The 20,063-nt window shown below is 64.0% G+C and carries 16 protein-coding genes; 9 read left to right on the plus strand and 7 right to left on the minus strand.

From position 1 onward, the window contains the following. Window positions 1-2: 2 nt before the first annotated feature. Window positions 3-1,184, minus strand: coding sequence for a ubiquinol oxidase subunit II (gene cyoA, locus LB535_RS15675; RefSeq protein WP_224632848.1), 1,182 nt, complete (start codon window positions 1,182-1,184; stop codon window positions 3-5). Between the two features lie 223 nt (window positions 1,185-1,407). Between cyoA and LB535_RS15680 the strand changes: the two genes are divergently transcribed. After that, the gene (locus LB535_RS15680; protein WP_224545000.1) at window positions 1,408-2,718 is read left to right on the plus strand and encodes an MFS transporter; all 1,311 of its coding nucleotides are present in this window, start codon (window positions 1,408-1,410) and stop codon (window positions 2,716-2,718) included. A gap of 126 nt (window positions 2,719-2,844) precedes the next feature. Here the strand turns inward: LB535_RS15680 and LB535_RS15685 are convergent, their stop codons facing one another. Further along, on the minus strand, window positions 2,845-3,864 hold the full coding sequence (locus LB535_RS15685) for an NAD-dependent epimerase (protein WP_224632849.1): 1,020 nt from the start codon (window positions 3,862-3,864) through the stop codon (window positions 2,845-2,847). 351 nt (window positions 3,865-4,215) lie between these two features. Between LB535_RS15685 and LB535_RS15690 the strand changes: the two genes are divergently transcribed. The 3 genes from LB535_RS15690 to LB535_RS15700 all read left to right on the plus strand — a co-directional run bounded on the left by LB535_RS15690 (window position 4,216) and on the right by LB535_RS15700 (window position 6,111). Continuing rightward, window positions 4,216-4,656, plus strand: a complete 441-nt coding sequence (locus LB535_RS15690) for a hypothetical protein (protein WP_140844035.1) — start codon at window positions 4,216-4,218, stop codon at window positions 4,654-4,656. 43 nt (window positions 4,657-4,699) lie between these two features. Then, window positions 4,700-5,269 carry a hypothetical protein gene (locus LB535_RS15695; protein WP_224632850.1) on the plus strand — a complete coding sequence of 190 codons (570 nt, stop codon included), beginning with the start codon at window positions 4,700-4,702 and terminating at the stop codon, window positions 5,267-5,269. A 95-nt stretch (window positions 5,270-5,364) separates the two neighbouring features. Then, window positions 5,365-6,111 (plus strand): pseudouridine synthase, encoded by a 747-nt coding sequence (locus tag LB535_RS15700; protein WP_411969575.1) that lies wholly within the window; start codon window positions 5,365-5,367, stop codon window positions 6,109-6,111. Window positions 6,112-6,372: 261 nt separating this feature from the next. On the opposite strand, the gene LB535_RS15705 is transcribed toward LB535_RS15700, so the two are convergent. Further along, on the minus strand, window positions 6,373-6,954 hold the full coding sequence (locus LB535_RS15705; RefSeq protein WP_224632852.1) for a histidine phosphatase family protein: 582 nt from the start codon (window positions 6,952-6,954) through the stop codon (window positions 6,373-6,375). 130 nt (window positions 6,955-7,084) lie between these two features. Continuing rightward, complete coding sequence (locus tag LB535_RS15710) at window positions 7,085-8,419, minus strand: dicarboxylate/amino acid:cation symporter (protein ID WP_224632853.1); 1,335 nt, start codon at window positions 8,417-8,419, stop codon at window positions 7,085-7,087. Between the two features lie 237 nt (window positions 8,420-8,656). Here LB535_RS15710 and LB535_RS15715 point away from each other — a divergent pair, with 237 nt between their 5' ends. The 3 genes from LB535_RS15715 to LB535_RS15725 all read left to right on the plus strand — a co-directional run bounded on the left by LB535_RS15715 (window position 8,657) and on the right by LB535_RS15725 (window position 12,434). After that, window positions 8,657-10,522, plus strand: a complete 1,866-nt coding sequence (locus LB535_RS15715; RefSeq protein WP_224632854.1) for a sensor histidine kinase — start codon at window positions 8,657-8,659, stop codon at window positions 10,520-10,522. Continuing rightward, entirely contained in the window at window positions 10,519-11,874 is a 1,356-nt protein-coding gene (locus LB535_RS15720) for a sigma-54-dependent transcriptional regulator (protein WP_224632855.1), read from the plus strand. The genes LB535_RS15715 and LB535_RS15720 overlap by 4 nt, the downstream gene beginning before the upstream one ends. A gap of 212 nt (window positions 11,875-12,086) precedes the next feature. After that, window positions 12,087-12,434 (plus strand): hypothetical protein, encoded by a 348-nt coding sequence (locus tag LB535_RS15725; RefSeq protein WP_224512899.1) that lies wholly within the window; start codon window positions 12,087-12,089, stop codon window positions 12,432-12,434. Window positions 12,435-12,438: 4 nt separating this feature from the next. On the opposite strand, the gene ggt is transcribed toward LB535_RS15725, so the two are convergent. The 3 genes from ggt to LB535_RS15740 form a co-directional block, all read right to left on the minus strand. Then, window positions 12,439-14,175: a gamma-glutamyltransferase gene (ggt, locus tag LB535_RS15730; protein ID WP_224632856.1), complete on the minus strand. Its 1,737-nt coding sequence runs from the start codon at window positions 14,173-14,175 to the stop codon at window positions 12,439-12,441. A 285-nt stretch (window positions 14,176-14,460) separates the two neighbouring features. After that, window positions 14,461-15,753 carry an L-rhamnose catabolism isomerase gene (gene rhaI / locus LB535_RS15735; protein WP_224632857.1) on the minus strand — a complete coding sequence of 431 codons (1,293 nt, stop codon included), beginning with the start codon at window positions 15,751-15,753 and terminating at the stop codon, window positions 14,461-14,463. Between the two features lie 89 nt (window positions 15,754-15,842). Continuing rightward, complete coding sequence (locus tag LB535_RS15740) at window positions 15,843-17,945, minus strand: bifunctional rhamnulose-1-phosphate aldolase/short-chain dehydrogenase (protein ID WP_224632858.1); 2,103 nt, start codon at window positions 17,943-17,945, stop codon at window positions 15,843-15,845. A gap of 187 nt (window positions 17,946-18,132) precedes the next feature. Between LB535_RS15740 and LB535_RS15745 the strand changes: the two genes are divergently transcribed. Both LB535_RS15745 and rhaS read left to right on the plus strand, forming a co-directional pair. Next, a complete protein-coding gene (locus LB535_RS15745; protein WP_224632859.1) occupies window positions 18,133-18,942 on the plus strand; it encodes a DeoR/GlpR family DNA-binding transcription regulator in 810 nt (269 codons plus the stop codon). Between the two features lie 54 nt (window positions 18,943-18,996). Next, on the plus strand, window positions 18,997-19,992 hold the full coding sequence (gene rhaS / locus LB535_RS15750; RefSeq protein ID WP_224632860.1) for a rhamnose ABC transporter substrate-binding protein: 996 nt from the start codon (window positions 18,997-18,999) through the stop codon (window positions 19,990-19,992). Window positions 19,993-20,063 lie beyond the last annotated feature (71 nt).

A 20,063-nucleotide genomic window follows, 5' to 3' on the forward strand; every position in this document is an offset into this window, starting at 1 on the left:
CCTCACAATTCGAAGCGCAGCAGGCCGAGCGACGGGGTCCCGGCATCGGCGCGGCGGCTGCCGGCCCCTGGGCTGAGCAGCCCTGCCCCGCGCAGCGGGGAAAGATCGCGCATTGGCCAGTATTTCGCGCCGGCATCGCCGGCCGCGCGCAAGGCGGCGGCTGCTTCCTCCGCCGTGCAGATGCTGGCGACATAGGACGGATCGTTGCCGAACACCGCGCCGCGCCGGGCAAGCTTGTCATATTGCAGCGGCAAGGTGTTGCGCACGCCGGCCAGCCCAAGGCCGCCCTTGGCGTCGATCGACATCATCTCGTTCATGCACATCTTGCCGCGCTCGACGCACAGATTGAGGATCGCGCCATAGAGGTCGGGATCGACGGAGGCATAGTGGCGGACCGGCTCGTTCTCGCTCGGACGCTCGAGCTCGAGATAGGTCTCGCGGCTGAGCGTAGCCTGCGCACCTTTGGTCTGCGTCACCCACTCACCGAACGCCTTGTCAGAGAGGCCGTGGAACGCAAAGCGCATGCCGGAGAAGCCGGCGCCGCTGTAGTTGGCCGAGAAGCCGGAATAGGTGCCCGGACGGTTGATGACCGCGTGCAGCTTCGTCTCCATGGCGGGCATGGCGTAGATCTGTCCGGCAAGGGCCGGAATGTAGAAGGAGTTCATCACCGTCGAGGAGGTGATGCGGAAATCGATCGGCTGGTTGACCGGCGCCGCCAGCTCGTTGACGGAGGCAATGCCGTAATCCGGATAGATGAAGAGCCATTTCCAATCCAGCGCGACGACGTCGACCCTGAGCGGCTTGTGGTTCTGGGTGACCGGCTGTCCTGGTTCGATCCGGTCGATGCGCCGGTAGGGATCGAGCAGATGGGAGCCGAGCCAGGTGAGCGCGCCGAGGCAGATGATGACGAGCAGGGGTGCAGCCCAGATCACCAGCTCCAGCTTGGTCGAATGGTCCCAGTCCGGCGTGTAGATCGCCGTGGTGCTGGATTGCCGGTAGCGCCAGGCGAACAGCACGGTCAGCGCCATGACCGGCAGGATGATGAGCAGCATCAGCAGGGTCGAGACGACGAGCAGGTCGCGCTGCTGCACTGCCACGTCGCCCGCGGGCGCCAGCACGACCAGGTCGCAGCCGCTCAGCAGCACGGCGAGCGGAAAAAGAAGCAAGGCTCCGGATCGTCTCATCAAACGCTGCCCTCGATGGCCCTGCAGCAGGATCTCTGCAGGTTGCGATGCGATATGGACCAACGGCTACTGCCGCGGGCACAGCGACGACATTGGACAATTTGTCCAATGCCCAGCCGGTATGGCTTTCGCGAAAGTGTGCACGCATAATTGGATGACGACAACATAGCGTCGGGACGACGACAATCGCGTTCCGAAGTTGAGTTTGGTGACAACGGAAACGATGGCTGAAACTTCGACTTCCGAAACGGACAGCAGGCTGATCGGCTCGCATCACGGCCAAGTCAGCGCTGGCGATATCGCGGTCGGCGTGATCATCGGCAGGACGTCGGAATTCTTCGATTTCTTCGTCTATGCGATCGCTTCCGTGATCGTGTTCCCCAAGCTTGTGTTCCCAACCCACGACCCGCTGGTCGGAACGCTCTACTCCTTCGCCATCTTCGCGCTGGCCTTCATCGCGCGCCCGTTCGGCACCGTGCTGTTCATGGCGATCGACCGCGCCTATGGCCGCGGCGCCAAGCTGACGATCGCGCTGTTCCTGCTCGGCACCTCGACGGTCGCCATGGCGTTCCTGCCCTCCTATGAGGACGTCGGCGCGGTCGCCGCCTGGCTGCTGGCGCTCACCCGCTTTCTGCAGGGCCTGGCGCTCGGCGGGACATGGGACGGATTGCCCTCCCTCCTGGCGCTGAATGCGCCGCAGAACCGGCGCGGCATCTATGCGATGATCCCGCAGCTCGGCGCGCCGATCGGGCTCATCGTGGCAAGCTCGCTATTTGCCTTCTTCGTCGCCAACCTCTCGGCCGACGACTTCTTCGCCTGGGGCTGGCGCTATCCCTTCTTCGTCGCCTTCGCCATCAACGTCGTGGCGCTGTTTGCCAGGCTGCGCATCGTGGTCACGCCCGAATTCTCGAAACTCTACGAGAGCGGCGACCTGCAACCGACGCGCATCAGGGAGATGGTTCGGACTGAAGGGCGCAACGTCATCGTCGGCGCCTTCGCGCCGCTGGCGAGCTTCGCCCTGTTCCATATGGTGACGGTGTTCCCGCTGTCCTGGGTGTTCCTGTTCACCAATGAGGGTCCGGAACGTTTTCTGGTCATCGAAGCGGTGAGCGCGTTGTTCGGCATCGCGGCGATCGTTGCATCGGGTCCGCTGGCCGACCGTGTCGGACGCCGCGCCCTGCTCGGCGGCGGCGCCGTCGCCATCGCAGCCTTCAGCGGCTTTGCCCCACAACTTCTCAACGGCGGCACCGTCGGCGAGACGGTGTTCATGGTGCTTGGCTTCATCCTGCTGGGCTTGAGCTTCGGGCAATCCTCAGGCGTCGTCGCATCGAGCTTCTCGCGCCAGCACCGCTATACCGGCTCGGCGGTCACATCGGACCTGGCCTGGATGTTCGGCGCCGGCTTCGCGCCGCTCGCGGCGCTGCTCCTGGCCGGCAATTTCGGCCTCATCGCCGCCGGCGCCTACCTGCTTTCGGGCGCCGCCTGCACGCTGATCGCGCTTTGGATCGACAGGCAGGCACGCCGGGCCGACTGAACGAGCGCGAGCTCGGATAGTCGCCGCTCTATCCCTTTGTTTTTGACGCAGTTCCAGACGGAAGGTTACGGCGAAGGCGCCGAACTCAACCGCTCACACTTTTCCTGGAATTGCTCTGACCTGCAATCAGACCTGGTAGAAATCCCGATACCATTGCACGAAGCGCGGGACGCCGATCTCGATCGGGATCCTGGGCTTGAAACCGATCACCGCCTCGAGTGAGGCGACGTCGGCATAAGTCGCAGGCACATCGCCCGGCTGCAGCGGCATCAGGTTGCGGATTGCCTTGCGCCCGAGAGCGTCTTCCAGAACGTCGATCAGCCGGCTGAGCTCGACAGGCGAGCTGTCGCCGATGTTATGGATCCTGAACGGCGCGGTGCTCGTCGCGGGGTCCGGTGCAGCGCTTGTCCAATCGGGATTGGGCGTCGCTGGATGCTGCATGACGCGGGCCACTCCCTCGACGATATCGTCGATATAAGTGAAATCCCGCTGCATGTTGCCATGGTTGAAGACATCGATCGGCTGACCGGCGAGGATGGCCTTGGTGAAGATGAACAAGGCCATGTCGGGCCGACCCCACGGACCGTAGACGGTGAAGAAGCGCAGGCCCGTCGTCGGCAGCCCGAACAGATGGCTGTAGGTGTGGGCCATCAGCTCGTTTGCCTTCTTGCTGGCGGCATAGAGGCTGAGGGGATGGTCGGCGGAATCATGCACCGAGAACGGCATGCTCGTGCTGCCGCCATAGATCGAGCTTGACGATGCATAGACGAGATGGCCGACCGAGGCCTGCCGGCACCCTTCCAGGATGTTGAGGAAGCCGTTTAGATTGCTTTGCGCATAGACATGCGGATTGACCAGCGAATAGCGGACGCCCGCCTGCGCGGCGAGGTTGACGACGATCTGCGGCGCGACCGACGCAAAGACCCCCGAGATGCCATCGCGGTCGGCGAGATCGACATGCTCGAAATGAAAGTTTGGGAAAGCCTTCAGCCGCTCGAGCCGCGCCTGCTTCAAGGTGACGTCGTAATACTCATTCATGGAATCGAGGCCGACAACCTGCCGGCCTTCGGCAAGCAGCCTCTGGCATAGGTGAAAACCTATGAAGCCGGCCGCGCCGGTGATCAGGATCGGCCTGCTTGACGTCAATGCATACCCCTAACGCTGCAGCCAGACCTTGCAGGCCATCGAGAACTTGCGCCTTTTATGGCAGGGCTGCAATGAATTCAACATACGCTTTCTCTTGCCGTCGTCGCCAGCGTGAGGCCAGCGGCAAGATCGGCCGCCAGCCGGATGTCCGCGTGCCAGAGCGCACGCAGCCGCCGCCGAGATCCGACAGCGGAAAAGCGATCTCAAGCCAACGCTGATATGCGAGCGTGATCAGCGGTCGGGCCCTTCCGTGCGGAAAAAGATTGCGCGCACACCGCGGATCGGGAATTTGGTTTTCTTGGTGATCCCTGTTGCTTGGGGCAAACTGCTGGCGGGCTGTCAGGAGGAGAAATGAGAGCACGCGCGGCGACGGTCGGAGACCTGGAAGATGTTTTCCGCGGTCTGTCCAAGCGAATGTCGGACGAATATGTGGCGGCCGGCAAGGACAGCAAAAGCGCCTATGACAATTTGATGATGAACCTGAAGGAAGGCCGGGCCCATGCGCTCGTGCAGGACGACAGGACGGTGGCGATCATCGCTTGGCATGAGCATGCGGACGCCGCCGACACGCTCTTTGCCGCGCGGGAGGATTTCTTCAACGCCACGACGGTCCGCTTCTGCAAGCGCCACATCCGCCATGTCCAGGCGCTGGCCGGCAACCTTCCCGTCCACTCGCGCAGCTGGCTGCACAGGCCCGACGTCGCGAAATGGTTCCGCGTGATCGGCTATGTCGACCGAGGGCGCGAGAACGGCGCCACCTTGTTCGAGCTGCCGTCGGCCGCCAATAGCTGACGGAAGCGAGGGCGATCCGTTACGGCGCCCCGAAAACGGGCGCTTGCGCGAAAATCCGATTGGAAAGATTGTACGCTCAGGCACCGGGCAACCCGGCACGCCGGATGGGGTATGGCTGCTGGAAATCGGGATGTTGCGCGTCTGCCTGGCCTTTGTCGCCATCGCTGCCCTGACGAGACCGTCAGGGGCGGAGCCGCGCGCGTCCCATCTTTTCGACCGACCCGGCCTCGCAGCGGCCTATTCGGGCCAATCCGATCTTATCACCGCATACACGACCGGTATGGCGCGTTACCGGCTTCAATATTCGGGCCCCGCGACCCAAACCGGTTTAGCCGCGCCGCTCGAGCCTCGGCTGCTGCGGCCCGAATTCCAGCAGCGGACATGGCGTTCCTCGGATGGCAGCCTGCTGCAGGGCTTTGCCGGCAAGGGCGGTTTCCGGCTGACCACAGGCAACTGCGTGGCCCGCATCTGCATGGCCATCGAATGCAGCGAGGCCGGCTGGCCGCTCTATGCCTGCAGCGACGGGCGCAAACGCAAGATGTCGGTCAACAGCTTCGTGACGGCAACATTCGACGGAGTCACCTACCGGCGGCTGAGCGCGCCGCAGGAGTGAAATTGGACGACCCGAAGCCAGGTGATGGAGCCGCTTGCGCCCATCTCGCCAAGCGTGGCATCGGTTGCGGCGTTTTGAGGCGATCGAAGACAAAGATAGTGGCACGCCAACCCGACAGACGATCCGCAACCGCAAAAGTCAGCCTCGCCCGAGCGCTCTCCAAGCTTGGCTTCTGCTCGCGCACGCAGGCCGAGAATCTGGTCGTCGAGGGGCGGGTGCAAGTCAACGGCAAGACGGTGCGCGATGCCTTGCTGCGCATCGATCCCGACCGCGACAGCATCAGGGTCGACGGCGCGCGCGTCGTCGCCGAGCGCAAGGTCTATCTGATGCTCAACAAGCCGCGCGGGCTGGTCACCACCCGCGATGATCCCGAAGGCCGCGGCACCGTCTATGACTGCCTGGAAGGGCTCGACCTGCCGTTCGTGTCGCCCGTGGGCCGCCTCGACAAGGCGAGCGAAGGGCTGCTTTTGCTGAGCAACGACACGCGCTGGGCGAACGGCCTGCTCGACCCCGCCTCGCATGTCGCCAAGACCTATCACGTGCAGATCGCGGCCGCGCCCGACAAAGAAATGCTGGAGCGTTTTCGTCAGGGCGCCGTCGTCGACGGCGAGTTGCTCGCCGCAAGCTCGATCGCGCTGTTGCGCAGCGGCGGGCGGACAGCCTGGCTGGAGATCGTGCTTGACGAGGGACGCAACCGGCACATCCGCAGGCTACTCGCCGCTTTCGACATTGAGGTGCTGAGGCTGGTCAGGGTGGCGATCGGGCGGCTGCAGCTTGGCGAACTGGCCAAGGGCAAGGCTCGGCATTTGACGGCCGAGGAGCTGGCGATGGTCAGAGTCTAGCGAAACGCCTCAGCTTCGTCATCCACGGGCGGAGCGGGAGCGAAGCGGACGCGCAGACCCGAGGATCCATTCCGTGACCTGGCGCAAAGGGTAAAGGCGGCGCAAGACAGGGGTCGCTCTGCACCGCGGCAACGCTCATTGGTAACGGAATGATTCTAGGGTCTGCGCCGCGTCGCTTCGCTCCTTGCTCCGCCCTAGAATGACGAGGCTGAAGGGTTTCGCCTAATCTCCAGAGACTCCTGAGCTGCTATCGAGCTGCGGCTACTTCTGGTTCCACCTCCGGATGACCGGCTCCGTCAGGTCGTGCTCGTAGCCGAGAACGCTTAGGCTGGCGGTGTCGAGGACAAAATGCTCGCCGCCTTCCGGCGGCAGGCCGACCCAGCGCGCCGCGAGCACACGCAGGAAATGCGAGCTGGAGAAGATGAGCACATTGCCGGCAACCGCGCGCAGCCCGGCGATGATGGCGTCCGCGCGGGCACCGACATCGGCCGCCGTCTCGCCGCCCGGACAGCCGTCGCGAAACAATTGCCAGCCGGGTCGCTTGGACAGGATCTCCTTGGTCGTCACGCCTTCATAAGCGCCGTAGTCCCATTCCTGAAGGTCGGATTTCTTGACCGCGCGCTCGCCAAAGCCGGCGAGCCGGCAGGTGTCGAAAGCGCGCTGCGAGGGGCTCGACCAGACCGCCTGGAACGTCAGCCCCTTGAGCCGATAGGCGACGCCGCGCGCGGCCTCCTCGCCTTTCGCCGTCAGCGGGATATCGGTGCGCCCGGTGTGCCTGCCCGAGGCGCTCCACTCCGTCTCGCCATGGCGAACGACATAGATCTCGGGAAACGCACTGCTCATCGACCGCCCTGAATGCAACGGGAATGCATCGGCAGGAGTGCCGCGCCGCGCCACCCTATGCGGCAGCCGAAAAAAGAACAGGCCGCAGCGCTTGCCGCGGCCTGTTCGGCATCGGGAGGATGCTGGTTGGCTAGGCGGGTTGCAGGCCGCCCGACAGCGCAAGGTCAGCCTCTTCCGGCAACTGACCGGCCATGGCGGCGGCGAATTGCTTCTGGTCGAGCTCGCCTTCCCAGCGGGCCACAACGATGGTCGCGACCGCGTTGCCGACGAAGTTGGTGAGCGCGCGGCATTCCGACATGAAGCGGTCGACGCCGAGGATCAACGCCATGCCGGCGACCGGCACCGAGGGCACGACCGAGAGCGTGGCGGCCAGCGTGATGAAGCCGGCGCCGGTGATGCCGGCCGCGCCCTTCGAGCTCAGCATCGCGACGAGCAAAAGCAGGATCTGGTCGCCGAAGGTGAGTGGCGTGTCGGTCGCCTGGGCGATGAACAGCGCGGCAAGCGTCATATAGATATTGGTGCCGTCAAGGTTGAAGGAATAGCCTGTCGGGATGACAAGACCGACCACCGAGCGGTTGCAGCCGGCGCGCTCCATCTTGGCCATCAGGCCGGGAAGTGCCGCTTCCGACGACGAGGTGCCGAGCACCAGGAGCAGCTCTTCCTTGATGTAGCGGATCAGCGCCAGGATGGAAAAGCCGTTGTACCATGCGACGGCACCCAGCACTACGAGCACGAAGAGCAGCGACGTCAGATAGAAGGTGCCGATCAGGAAGGCGAGGTTGGCGATCGCGCCTATGCCGTATTTGCCCACGGTGAAGGCCATGGCGCCGAAGGCGCCGATGGGGGCGGCCTTCATCAAGATGGCGACGAGGCGGAAGACCGGCGCGGTCAACGCCTGGAGGAAATCGACGACCGGGCGGCCGCGTTCGCCGACCAGCGCCAGGGCGATGCCGAACAGCACCGAGAAGAACAGCACCTGCAGGATGTCGCCCTGCGCAAAGGCGCCGGTGATGGTGTCGGGGATGATGTTCATCAGGAAGCCGACAATGGTCGTGTCATGCGCCTTCTCGGTGAAGGTCGCCACCTTCGATGGGTCGAGGGTCGCGGGGTTGATGTGCATGCCGGCGCCGGGCTGGATGACGTTCGACACGACGAGGCCGACGATGAGCGCCAGCGTCGAGAAGACGAGGAAATAGATCATCGCCTTGCCGGCGACGCGGCCGACCTTGTGCAGGTCAGAAACGCCGGCGATGCCGGTCGCCACGGTGAGGAAGATCACCGGCGCAATGACCATCTTGACCAGCTTGATGAAGGCGTCGCCGAGCGGCTTCAGCGAAGCGCCCAGGTCGGGATAGAAATGGCCAAGCAGGATGCCGGCGGCGATCGCCACCAGGACCTGGACATAGAGATGCCGATAAAAGGGAACCTTGCCGCGCGGTTGGGCGGCAGCGATTGCTGTCTGCATGATATCCTCCGTTCGGCCCCCGATCGAAACGTTCGACCTCCCAGGGGGCTGTTGACCTCCACAGCCTCGCGACTGCTGCGGAAGCATGTGCAACGCGCGTGCCAGATGGTGCCGGGTGTCTCTCTTTGTTGATTTTGTTTGATTTTTCGATTCTGTGACAGCGCCTTTGGAGAAGGCTAGTGCGGTTATCCGCATAGATCGATTTGCGCTTTGTGCGAAATCATGCACAGATGCGGCATGCTGCAACGCCCTGCCGCTGTTCTTGCTGCCACGCCCGAACTGCTTGCCGGGCGGGCGCGTCGCGCCTGGCTGCTGTTCGCGGCGGTGGCGCTGCTGATCGTGCTCGCGGCGCTTTATGGCGCCGGCCTCTACGGCCGTTCGACCGAGATCGGGGCTTTAGCCACGCAAGGGCGCACCGACGCCAACCTCAAGGTCGCGCTGTTGCGCGCTGTATTGGAAAATCCGCGCGCGCTGCCGCTGCTTCTGTCGGAGGACCAGCAGGTGCATGACGCGCTGGCGCAACGCAGCCCTGCCGCGATCGATATGCTCAACCGCAAGCTCGAAGGGCTGGTGTCCGGCACCAAGGCCTCGGTGCTCTATGTCACCGGCACGGACGGCTTGGCGATCGCTTCCAGCAATTGGCGCGAGCCGGTGAGCTTCGTCGGCAACGACTACGGTTTTCGCGCCTATTTCTCGGGCGCAATGGAAACCGGCACGGCCGAATATTTCGCGCTCGGCAATGTCAGCAAGCGTCCGGGTCTCTACATCTCGCGCCGTGTCGACGGCGCTTCGGGGCCGCTCGGCGTCGTCGTGGTCAAGATGGAGTTCGACCAACTCGAGGCCGACTGGCACGAGGCCAACCGCCCGGCCTATGTCAGCGACGAGCATGGTGTGGTGCTGATCACCAGTGTGCCCTCCTGGCGCTTCCTGACGACAGAGCCGCTCAGCCGGCCGATGCTCGCCGGTATCCGCGCCAGCCAGCAATTCGGCGATGCGCCGCTGGTGCCGTTGCCGGTCACGAAGCCACAACCGCTCAGCTCCGACATCGCCCTGGTCCATGCCATCACGCCCGGGGGCAGCGACGCCGAGTATCTGCGGCTGTCGACCGCGGTGCCGTCGACGTCGTGGCGGCTCGACTATCTCGTTCCGGCCGAAGCGCCGATCGCGGCGGCGCAGCGCGAGATGCGGCTGCTGACACTGGGCGTCCTTGTCCCGCTCCTTGCATTAGCCGCCTATCTGTTGTGGCGCAGGCAGTCCGCGCAGATGCGGATCGCCGCCGAGCAGGCCGCGCGGACCGAGCTCGAGCGCCGCGTCGTCGAGCGCACGCAGGACCTCAGCCTGGCGCGCGACCGGCTGCAGGCCGAGATCGCCGACCATCGCAGCACGGAGGCGAAGCTGCAGGTGATGCAGCAGGAGCTGGTCCAGGCCAACCGGCTTGCCACGCTTGGCCAGGTCGCGGCCGGCGTCGCGCATGAGATCAACCAGCCGGTGGCGACGATCCGCGCCTATGCCGACAATGCGCGCGTCTTCCTGGAGCGCAAGCAGAGCGCGCCGGCGGAGGAAAATCTCGGCGCCATCGCGGCGCTGACCGAGCGCATCGGGGCCATCACCGAAGAGCTGAAAGCCTTTGCCCGCAAGGGCCGCACCGCCGCCGAGCCGGTCGAGCTGCGCAGCGTGATCGAAGGCGCCGTGGTGTTGCTCAGGAGCCGCTTCGCCGGCCGGCTGGACGCGCTGGAGATCACGCTGCCGCCGCCGGCGCTCAAGGTGATGGGCAACCGGCTGCGGCTGGAGCAGGTGCTGATCAACCTTTTCCAGAACGCGCTTGAGGCGCTCGATGGCCGCGATGATGCGAAGATCGAGGTTTCGGCGAGCGAGACCGGCGATGACGTCACGCTCATGGTCTCGGACAACGGGCCGGGCATCCCGCCCGCGATCCTGAAATCGCTGTTCACGCCCTTCAACACCTCCAAGGAAAAAGGCCTCGGGCTCGGCCTCGTCATCTCCAAGGACATCGTCGCCGACTATGGCGGACGCATCGAGGTTTCGAGCAGCGGCCAAGGCACACGCTTCACCATCCATTTGTCGAAAGCGGGCGCGGCATGACGAAGCATGATCCGGCACCAGTGATCCTGATCGACGACGACAGCGATCTGCTCAAGGCGACAAGACAGACGCTGGAGCTTGCCGGCTTTGCGGTGTCGGCCTACTCGGTGGCGAAGGAAGCGCTGGCAGCGCTCGATAGGAATTTCGCCGGCGCGGTGGTGTCGGACATCCGCATGCCGGAGATCGACGGGCTGCAGCTTTTCGACCGCGTGCTGCGGCTCGACCCCGACATTCCCGTCATCCTGGTCACCGGCCATGGCGATATCGCCATGGCGGTCAAGGCGATCAAGGACGGCGCCTACGACTTCATCACCAAGCCCTTCGCCGCCGACCGGCTGGCGCAGAGCGTTGCACGCGCGGCGGAAAAACGACGGCTGGTGATGGAAAACCGCGCTTTACGAGAAGCGGCCGAGCAGGCCCAGGAGGGATTGCCGCTGATCGGCCAGACGCCGGCGATCGAGCGGCTGCGCCGGACGCTGCGGCAGATCGCCGACACCGATGTCGACGTTCTGGTGACCGGCGAGACCGGCTCCGGCAAGGAAGTGGTGGCGAGCCTGCTGCATCGCTGGAGCCGCCGCGCCAAGGGCAATTTCGTCGCGCTCAACTGCGGCACGCTGCCGGAGACGGTCATCGAGAGCGAATTGTTCGGACACGAGGCCGGCGCCTTCACCGGTGCGCAGAAGAAGCGCGTCGGCCGTATCGAGCATTCGAGCGGCGGCACGCTGTTCCTCGACGAGATCGAAAGCATGCCGGCCTCGACACAGGTGCAGATGCTGCGCGTCTTGGAAATGCGCGAGGTGACGCCGCTCGGCACCAATGAGGTGCGGCCGGTCGACCTGAGGGTGGTCGCGGCAGCCAAGGTCGATCTCGGCGATGCCAGCCAGCGCGGGGCTTTCCGTGAGGATCTCTATTACCGGCTCAATGTGGTCACGCTGTCGATCCCGCCGCTGCGCGAGCGAAGGGACGACGTGCCGTTGTTGTTCGGATACTTCGCCGAGCGGGCGGCGGCCCGTTTCAGGCGCGGCGTGCCGGCAATCTCCGCCTCGGTCCGGCGCCACCTCAGCGACCACGACTGGCCGGGCAATGTGCGCGAGCTCGCTCATTTCGCCGAACGTTTCGTGCTCGGGCTCGAGGACGTCGCCGGATCGCCTTCCCCGGCGGCAACGGAACGCGACACCTCCGTGTCCTTGCCGGAACGGCTTGATCGCTACGAGGCCGAACTCATCCGCGAGACACTTGGCCGTAATGACGGCGACGTCCGGCGCACCATCGAGGCGCTCGGCATCCCGCGCAAGACCTTCTACGACAAGCTGCAACGGCACGGCATCGTGCGCAGTGATTTTTCCAAGTAGATCAGGGCCAGAGATGGAGCTGATATCGTCGGAAAACCCTTCGCATCTTTCGGCATCATGCTGTGGGAACCGCAACGCCGCTGCGCCGTTGAAACCGACCGGGAAACCGTGGCACGTCGGCATCAGCCGGGCAGCGAATGCATCGGCGTGGCGGTTTTGCCGGGTTGCGCTCGGCAGGCGTTGATGGTTTGTTGCCGCCCAGCGGAGAACGAATGATGCGCGAATCCCTCGGCCAAGACGAATATGGCTCGACCAGTCCCTTCGACCCTGACGACCTGCCCAATCTCAATGCGATGGGGCCGGCGATGGGTGGCGGCAATGATTTCGAGAAATACGCGGTCGCCGTCATCATCGTCTTCGGCGCGCTGATCATCGGCGGCCTGATGGCTGCCTCCATGTCCTTCGGCCATCGCAACGGCTTCCTGTTCGCGCTCGGCGGCGCCACGGCGGCCTGGATTTCCGGCAATGCGCTGCTACTCGACCGGCCGCGCATCTATGCGCTGTTCGTCGCCATCGCCGCCGTGATGCTGATCGCTTCGACCATCACGCTGGTCATCTGATCAATTAATATCCCAGCGCCTCACCGGCGGCAGCGCGGCTGTCGATGGCGCCGTTGTAGCGCGCGCCGCCGCCTTTCTCGATCTGTGCCAGGCTCTTGCCACCGACCAGGATGCCAGCCGCCTGCCCCCAGGTTTGGTCGCTGAGATCGAGGTGGTAGCCCATGCCGGCAAGCAGCTTCTCTGTGTCCGGCGACAGCCCGAATGGCTCGACATAGACCGTGTCCGGCAGCCATTGATGGTGGATACGCGGAGCGTCGATCGCCTGCTGGATGTCCATGCCGTGGTCGATGACGTTGATGATCGCCTCCAGCGTGATGGTGATGATGCGCGAGCCGCCCGGGCTGCCGATGACCATGAACGGCTTGCCGTCCTTCGTGACGATCGTCGGGCTCATAGAGGATAAGGGCGTCTTCTTCGGCTGAATGGCGTTCGCTTCGCCCTGCACCAGGCCGTAGAGGTTCGGCACGCCCGGCTTCTGGGTGAAATCGTCCATCTCGTTGTTGAGCAGGATGCCGGTGCCGTCGGCAACGACGCCGGCGCCGAAGGAGCCGTTCAGCGTGTAGGTGACGGCCACCGCGTTGCCGTCCTTGTCGATGATCGAGTAATGCGTGGTTTCCTTCGACTCGCCGAAGCCCTTCGGCATCAGCTCCTTCGAGACGCCGGCGCGGAACGGGTCGATCTTGTCGCGAATGTCTTTCGCATAGGCCTTGTCGACCAGCTTCGAGACCGGATTGTCGACGAAATCAGGGTCGCCGAGCGCCGAGTTGCGGTCGACATAGGCGTGGCGCATGGCTTCCACCATGACGTGAACCGTCTCGGCCGAGCCGGCGCCGAGATAAGAGAGCGGATAGCCCTCCAGCACGTTGAGGATCTCGCAGATGATGACGCCGCCCGAGCTCGGCGGCGGCGAGGAGATGATCTCGTAGCCGCGATAGGAACAGGTCACCGGCTTCAGCTCGCGCACGGCATATTGCTCGAAATCAGGCTTGGCGAGGATGCCGCCTTTCGCGCCGCTCGCCTTGACGATTTCATCGGCAATCGACCCTTTGTAGAAGGCGTCCGGGCCTTTTTCCGAGATCGCCGAAAGGGAGGCGGCAAGGTCCGGCTGAACGAGCTTCTCGCCTATGCCGTAAGGCTTGCCGTCTTTTTTGAGGAAGATGGCGGCGGCAGCCGGGTCCTTCGCCAGCCGGTCGGCGCCGCCGGCGAACGAAGCCGCGTCGCCCTGGTTGAGCACGAAACCGTCCTTGGCGTAGGCAATCGCCGGCGCCATTAGATCCTGTCTCGACAAGGTCCCGTATTTCTCGCGCGCCATCTCGAAGCCCGCGACCGAGCCGGGCACGCCGACCGCGAGATAGCCGTCGAGGCTGGCGCCTTTGATCGGATTGCCGTCCTTGTCGAGATACATGGTTTTGGTCGCCGCGAGCGGCGCGCGCTCGCGGAAATCGAGAAAGGTCGTGCGGCCGTCCTTCATGCGCACGGTCATAAAGCCGCCGCCGCCGATATTGCCGGCATTGGGATAGACCACGGCGAGCGCATAGCCGACGGCGACCGCGGCATCGACCGCGTTGCCGCCCTTCTTCAGCACGTCGACACCGATTTCGGTTGCAAGATTCTGGGCAGTCACCACCATGCCGTGCTCGCCTTTGGCGGGAGTTGGCGAAGCGGCGAAGACGATGGTCGGCGTGAAGGCAAAGGTGAGCGAAAGGCTGACGGCGATCAGCGTCCGGCGGGTCAAGGGCATGGCGGTGCTCCTGGCGTTGGGGGACGCCTAGGAAAGACCCGCGGAACTGGTGAGTCCAGCCAATTGTGACGGCTGGCGATCCTTCACACCCCCCTCTGGCCTGCCGGCCATCTCCCCCGCAAGGGGGGAGATCGGATGTGGCCATCGCGTTCGCCAATCACCAACGTTGAAGGAACAGCGCCGTCGGCGGAACTGCTGATCTCCCCCCTTGCGGGGGAGATGTCCGGCAGGACAGAGGGGGGTGCTCAAGCGCTGCCGTCGCCCGTCGGATCGACAAGAAGCTGACTACACAATCCCGCCGCCGCCACCCGGGACTGCCGGCCGCTCTGCCGCGACCTTCGCCCGGTAACCGGCCTCGCGATAGGCTGCGACTGGATCGATGGCGCCGCCCTTCTTCAGCCGCGCCATGGCGAGGATCGGCTCGATGTCGGTGCGATAGGCCAGCTTCAATGTCTGCGTCGCCATCAGCGCATCGTTGCCGTTCTGGAAACCTTCCAGCGCCTTGCGGTCGACCAGCAGGGCCTGCGCATAGGCGCGCTGCACCTCGACCGCCGACAGCATCAGGCTCTCGATCGGGTCGGTGACGTTGTGGCTCTGGTCGAGCATATGCGCGGGATCGAAGCCCTTGGCACCGGTGAGCTCGGCATCCACCAGCTCGTTGAAGACAAGGAACAGCCGGTAGGGGTCGATCGAGCCGGCGTCGAGATCGTCGTCGCCATATTTGGAATCGTTGAAGTGGAAGCCGCCGAGCTTCCCGAACTGGATCAGCCGCGACACGATCATCTCGATGTTGACGTTGGGCGCGTGGTGGCCGAGATCGACCAGGCAGAAGGCCTTGTCGCCGAGCTCCTTGGCGATGATGTAGTTGGTGCCCCAGTCCTGCACGACGGTCGAATAGAAGGCGGGCTCATACATTTTGTGCTCGGTGAACAGTCTCCAGTCGTCCGGCAGGCCGGCATAGATCTCGCGCATGGCGTCGAGATAGCGCTCGAAAGCCTTTGCGAAATTGACCTGGCCGGGGAAGTTGGAGCCGTCGCCGATCCACACCGTCAGCGCTTTCGATCCAAGCGTCTTGCCGATCTCGATGCATTCAAGATTGTGCTCGACCGCTTGGCGGCGCGTGCCGGCATCGGCATGCGACAGCGAGCCGAACTTGTAGGAGAGCTTCTGGTCCTTGGCGTCCGAAAAGGTGTTGGAGTTCATAGCGTCGAAGCCGAGGCCAAAGCGGGACGCCGCCTGCTTCAACCGGTTCGGATCGGCCTTGTCCCACGGGATGTGCAGCGAGACGGTGGGCGTTGCCTGCGTCAGCTGGCTGATAACGGCGCAGTCCTCGATCTTGTCGAAGATATCGCGCGGCTCGCCGGCGCCGGGAAAGCGGGCAAAGCGCGTGCCCCCGGTGCCGACGCCCCAGGACGGGATCGCGACGCCGAATTTCTCGACCTTGTCGCGGATCGCATCGATGGCGATACCGCGCCGGTCAAGGCGCTCGCCTAGCGCGGCGTAGTCGCGCTCGAGATCGGCCTGGCGCGCGGCGTTGTGCTTAGCGACGAGGTCGGCTGAAATGATCACTTCGGACAAAAGCTATTCCTCCCAAGAATGCGTTCGGCTGGCGCTGCCCCTCATCCGCCTCCCGGCACCTTCTCCCCGTGGAACGGGGAGAAGGAAGCTTAGCGCGTAAAGCTCTGCGCGTTGCCGGCGTCGACGTTGACGATGTTCCCCGTGGACTTGGCCGACATGTCGGAGGCGAAGAAATAGATCGCTTCGGCGATGTCTTCCGGGAAGACCGACCGCTTCAGCATCGAGCGCGAGCGGTAATGCTCCTCGAGATCGTCGGTCGACATCTTGTAGGCGGCGGCGCGCTGTTCCTTCCACTCGCCGGTCCAGATTTTTGAGCCGCGCAGCACGGCGTCCGGATTGACGACATTGACCCTGATCTGCGCCTCCGCCCCTTCCAGCGCGAGGCAGCGGGCCAGATGGATCTCGGCAGCCTTGGCCGTGCAATAGGCGGACGCGTTCGGCGAGGCGGCAAGCCCGTTCTTGGAGGCGACGAAGACGACATTGCCGCCGATCTTCTGGGCGCGGAACAACCGGAACGCCTCGCGCGAAACGAGAAAATAGCCGGTGGACAGGATGTCCATGTTCTTGTTCCACAAGGCCAGCGTCGTCTCCTCGATCGGCGCCGAGGAGGCCAGACCTGCGTTGGACACCAGGATGTCGATGCCGCCGAATTCGACCGACGTCTCGGCAAAGCCCGAGGCGACCTGATCTTCCGACGTCACGTCGATCCGCACCGGACGGACGAAGTCCTTGCCGTAGGCTTTCGAAAGCTCGTCATTGGCGCTGGCCAACGCGGCCTCGTCGATGTCGGCCAGCATCACGCAGGCGCCTTCGCGCAGCAGCCGGGTGGCGGTGGCGCGGCCGATGCCGCCAGCGCCGCCGGTGACCAGCGCGATCTGACCGGCGAGTGCTTTCGGTTTCGGCAGTCGCTGCAGCTTGGCCTCCTCGAGCTGCCAGTATTCGATGTCGAAGGCTTCCTGGGCAGGCAGGCCGACATAGGACGAGACGGTCGAGGCGCCGCGCATGACATTGATGGCGTTGACATAGAACTCGCCGGAAATGCGCGCCGTCGCCTTGTCGCCGGCAAAGGTGAACATGCCGACGCCCGGCATCAGATAGACCACGGCATTGGGATCGCGGATGGCGGGCGAGTCCGGATGCTTGCAGCTGTCATAGTAGGCCTGATAGCCGACGCGGTATTCGGCGATGTCGTCGGCCAGGCGGGCGATGACGGCATCGACATCCGGCTTTCCGGGATCGAACTCGATCACCAGCGGCCGGATCTTGGTGCGCAGGAAGTGATCGGGGCATGAGGTGCCGAGCGCCGCCAGCGGCCGCAAATCCTTCGAATTGACGAATTCGAGCACGGCGGGCTGGTCATCGAAATGGCCGAGCTTATGGCTCTTTTCGGAGATGAGGCCGCGGATCCGCGGCATCAGCTTGGCCGCGATGGCGCGGCGCGCGGGAGCGTCGAGCGGCTGGACCGCCTCGCCGCCGAAGATCGCCTTGCCCTCGGATTTGCGCTCGAACCAGTCGATCGCCTGGTTGATCACGGAGATCGTCGTCTCGTAGCATTCCTTCGGCGTGTCGCCCCAGGTGAACAGGCCATGGCTTTCCAGCACGACGCCCTTGGCATCAGGGTTTTCGAGGCAGAATTTCTCCAGCCACAGGCCGAGCTCGAAGCCCGGCCGCTTCCACGGCAGCCAGCCTATGGCGTCGCCGAATATCTCCTTGGTGATCGCCTTGGAATCCTTGGCGGCAGCGACCGCGATGATGGCGTCGGGATGCATGTGGTCGACGCAAGCCTTCGGCACGAAGGCATGCAGCGGCGTGTCGATCGAGGCCGCGCGCGGATTGAGGTTGAAGGTGCAGTGGGGCAGATAGGCCACCATCTCGTCCTCATGCTCGACCCCGCGATACAGGCCCTTCAGCGCCCGCAGCTTTTGCATGTAGAGGGTGGCAAAACCGCCAAGCTTGATCGAGGCGCTGTCGCCGCCCGAGCCCTTGACCCACAGCACCTCGACCTCCTCACCGGTGAGCGGGTCCTTCTGCCAGACCTTGGACGAGGTGTTGCCGCCGCCATAGTTGGTGACGCGCTTGTCGGATCCCAGCGTGTTCGAGCGATAGACCAAGAGCTCAGGACCGCTCATCCCTTCGGCCTTTGCATCGTCCCAAAGATTGGCGAGGCGCGAGCCGGAGCGCTTGTAGAGCATAGGTATCCTCCCTTGGAGCGCGATGCCGCGCCCTCATTTCTCGACCGGGAATGTCTACGCAAGCGCCGCGCTTGTCAATCACAAACGATCAATATCGATCATATTGCACTGCACAATGAAAATATATGATCGGAAATGATTGACACTGCGCGTTTTCTAAGGCCTGATGCTTGGGCAGGGAGGAACCATGCACGAGAAAGAGCGCCACAGGATCATTCTGTCCGCCGTCCAGGAAAAGCCTGTGGTGACGGTGCAGGAGATGGTCGAGCTGACGGACTCTTCCGAAGCGACGATCCGGCGCGACATCGCGGCGCTGCATGTGCAGAAGCGCCTGCGCCGGGTGCGCGGCGGCGCCGAGGCGATCTCGCCGCCGCAGTTCATCGGCCTTGCCGGCCGGCCCTTCTCGGTCAACGAAACACTGAACGCCGCGCAGAAGCGGGCGATCGCCCGCGAAGCCGTGAACCTTTGCGCGGACGGCGAGCCGATCATCATCAATGGCGGCACCACCACCTTCCAGATGGTGCATTTCCTGACCGGACGCCGCATGCCGATCTTCACCAATTCCTTCCCGATCGCCGAGCATCTGCTCAAGCACTCCAAGAACACGGTGATGCTGTCGGGCGGCACGATCTACCGCGAGCAGAACATCATCCTGTCGCCCTTCGACAATGACGTGACGCGCAACTTCTATGCGAGGCGCATGTTCATGGGCGCGCAGGGGCTGGGGCCGCTCGGGCTGATGGAGGGCGATCCGCTGCTGATACAGGCGGAGCAGAAGCTGATCGATCAGGCCGACGAACTGGTGGTGCTGGTCGATTCCTCGAAATTCCGCATGCGCTCGAGCCTTATCCTGTGCGGGCTGTCGCGCATTGCAACCGTGATCACCGACGACGGCATCGAGGACCGCGAGGCCAAGATGCTGGAAACGGCGGGCGTGGCGCTGATCGTCGCCCGCAGACAGTCAAGCGACAAGGAGGAATCTTCACTGCAGGCCTGAGGAAACTCGCGCCCGCAGCGGCGATGGAATGCAACGCTCAAGGGAGGATATTCGATGAGCTTTTTGAAGAAACTGCTGGTTACGGCGGCCTTTTCCGCCGCCATGTTCGTGAATGCCGCCTATGCCGAGAACGTCAAGATCGCGCTGGTGGTGAAGTCGCTCGGCAACGGCTTTTTCGACGCCGCCAACAAGGGCGCCGAAGAAGCGGCCAAGGAACTGGGCGATGTCGATGTCATCTATACCGGCCCGACCAAGGCTACCGCCGAAGCCCAGATCGAGGTGATCAATTCGCTGATCGCGCAGAAGGTCAATGCGATCGCCGTTTCAGCGAATGACGCCGACGCGCTGGTGCCAGTGCTGAAGAAGGCGATGGACCGGGGCATCACCGTGATCTCGTGGGACTCCGGCGTCGCCAAGGAAGGCCGCCAGCTTCACCTCAACCCGTCCGACACCAATTTGATCGGCGAGACCATCATTAAGCTCGCCGCCGACTATCTGCCGGAAGGCGGCGATGTCGCCATCCTGTCGGCCTCCTCGACCGCGACCAACCAGAACGCCTGGATCGAAGCGGCCAAGAAGGTGCTGCCGGAGAAGTTCCCGAAGATCAAGCTGGTCGCCACCGTCTATGGCGATGACGACTCGGCCAAGAGCACGGATGAAGCCAAGGGCCTCTTGAAGTCCTACCCGAACCTCAAGGCGATCATCGCGCCGACCACGGTTGGTGTTGTAGCGGCTGCGCAGGTCGTCACCGACGAGAACCTGATCGGCAAGGTGAATGTCACGGGTCTTGCCCTACCTTCCGAGTTCAAGAAGTTCATTGACAACGGCGCTTCGCAGGCTGTCGCTCTCTGGAACCCGATCGACCTCGGCTATTCGGCGATCTACCTCGCCCATGACCTGGCGGTGAAGAAGGAAGAAGCCAAGCCCGGCGCCACGCTGTCGATCGGCCGCGTCGGCAAGGTGACGCTCGACGACACCAAGTCGGCCGCCATGGCTCCGCCTTTCCAGTTCGACAAGACGAACATCGAGAAGTTCTCCAAGATTTATTGATCCTGGAACCAATGGCGCTGCCCCCTCATCCGGCCGCTCGCGGCCACCTTCTCCTCGGTGGGGAGAAGAGC

It is taken from the genome of Mesorhizobium sp. CA10, assembly GCF_020165285.1.
Taxonomy (GTDB): Bacteria; Pseudomonadota; Alphaproteobacteria; order Rhizobiales; family Rhizobiaceae; genus Mesorhizobium.

What these genes read in the sequence shown, in the direction of transcription:
- cyoA (WP_224632848.1), bottom strand. Translation starts at nt 1,184, where the DNA reads ATGAGACGATCCGGAGCCTTGCTTCTTTTTCCGCTCGCCGTGCTGCTG.
- LB535_RS15680 (WP_224545000.1), top strand. Translation starts at nt 1,408, where the DNA reads ATGGCTGAAACTTCGACTTCCGAAACGGACAGCAGGCTGATCGGCTCG.
- LB535_RS15690 (WP_140844035.1), top strand. Translation starts at nt 4,216, where the DNA reads ATGAGAGCACGCGCGGCGACGGTCGGAGACCTGGAAGATGTTTTCCGC.
- LB535_RS15705 (WP_224632852.1), bottom strand. Translation starts at nt 6,954, where the DNA reads ATGAGCAGTGCGTTTCCCGAGATCTATGTCGTTCGCCATGGCGAGACG.
- LB535_RS15710 (WP_224632853.1), bottom strand. Translation starts at nt 8,419, where the DNA reads ATGCAGACAGCAATCGCTGCCGCCCAACCGCGCGGCAAGGTTCCCTTT.
- LB535_RS15715 (WP_224632854.1), top strand. Translation starts at nt 8,657, where the DNA reads ATGCTGCAACGCCCTGCCGCTGTTCTTGCTGCCACGCCCGAACTGCTT.
- LB535_RS15720 (WP_224632855.1), top strand. Translation starts at nt 10,519, where the DNA reads ATGACGAAGCATGATCCGGCACCAGTGATCCTGATCGACGACGACAGC.
- LB535_RS15725 (WP_224512899.1), top strand. Translation starts at nt 12,087, where the DNA reads ATGATGCGCGAATCCCTCGGCCAAGACGAATATGGCTCGACCAGTCCC.
- ggt (WP_224632856.1), bottom strand. Translation starts at nt 14,175, where the DNA reads ATGCCCTTGACCCGCCGGACGCTGATCGCCGTCAGCCTTTCGCTCACC.
- LB535_RS15740 (WP_224632858.1), bottom strand. Translation starts at nt 17,945, where the DNA reads ATGCTCTACAAGCGCTCCGGCTCGCGCCTCGCCAATCTTTGGGACGAT.
- LB535_RS15745 (WP_224632859.1), top strand. Translation starts at nt 18,133, where the DNA reads ATGCACGAGAAAGAGCGCCACAGGATCATTCTGTCCGCCGTCCAGGAA.
- rhaS (WP_224632860.1), top strand. Translation starts at nt 18,997, where the DNA reads ATGAGCTTTTTGAAGAAACTGCTGGTTACGGCGGCCTTTTCCGCCGCC.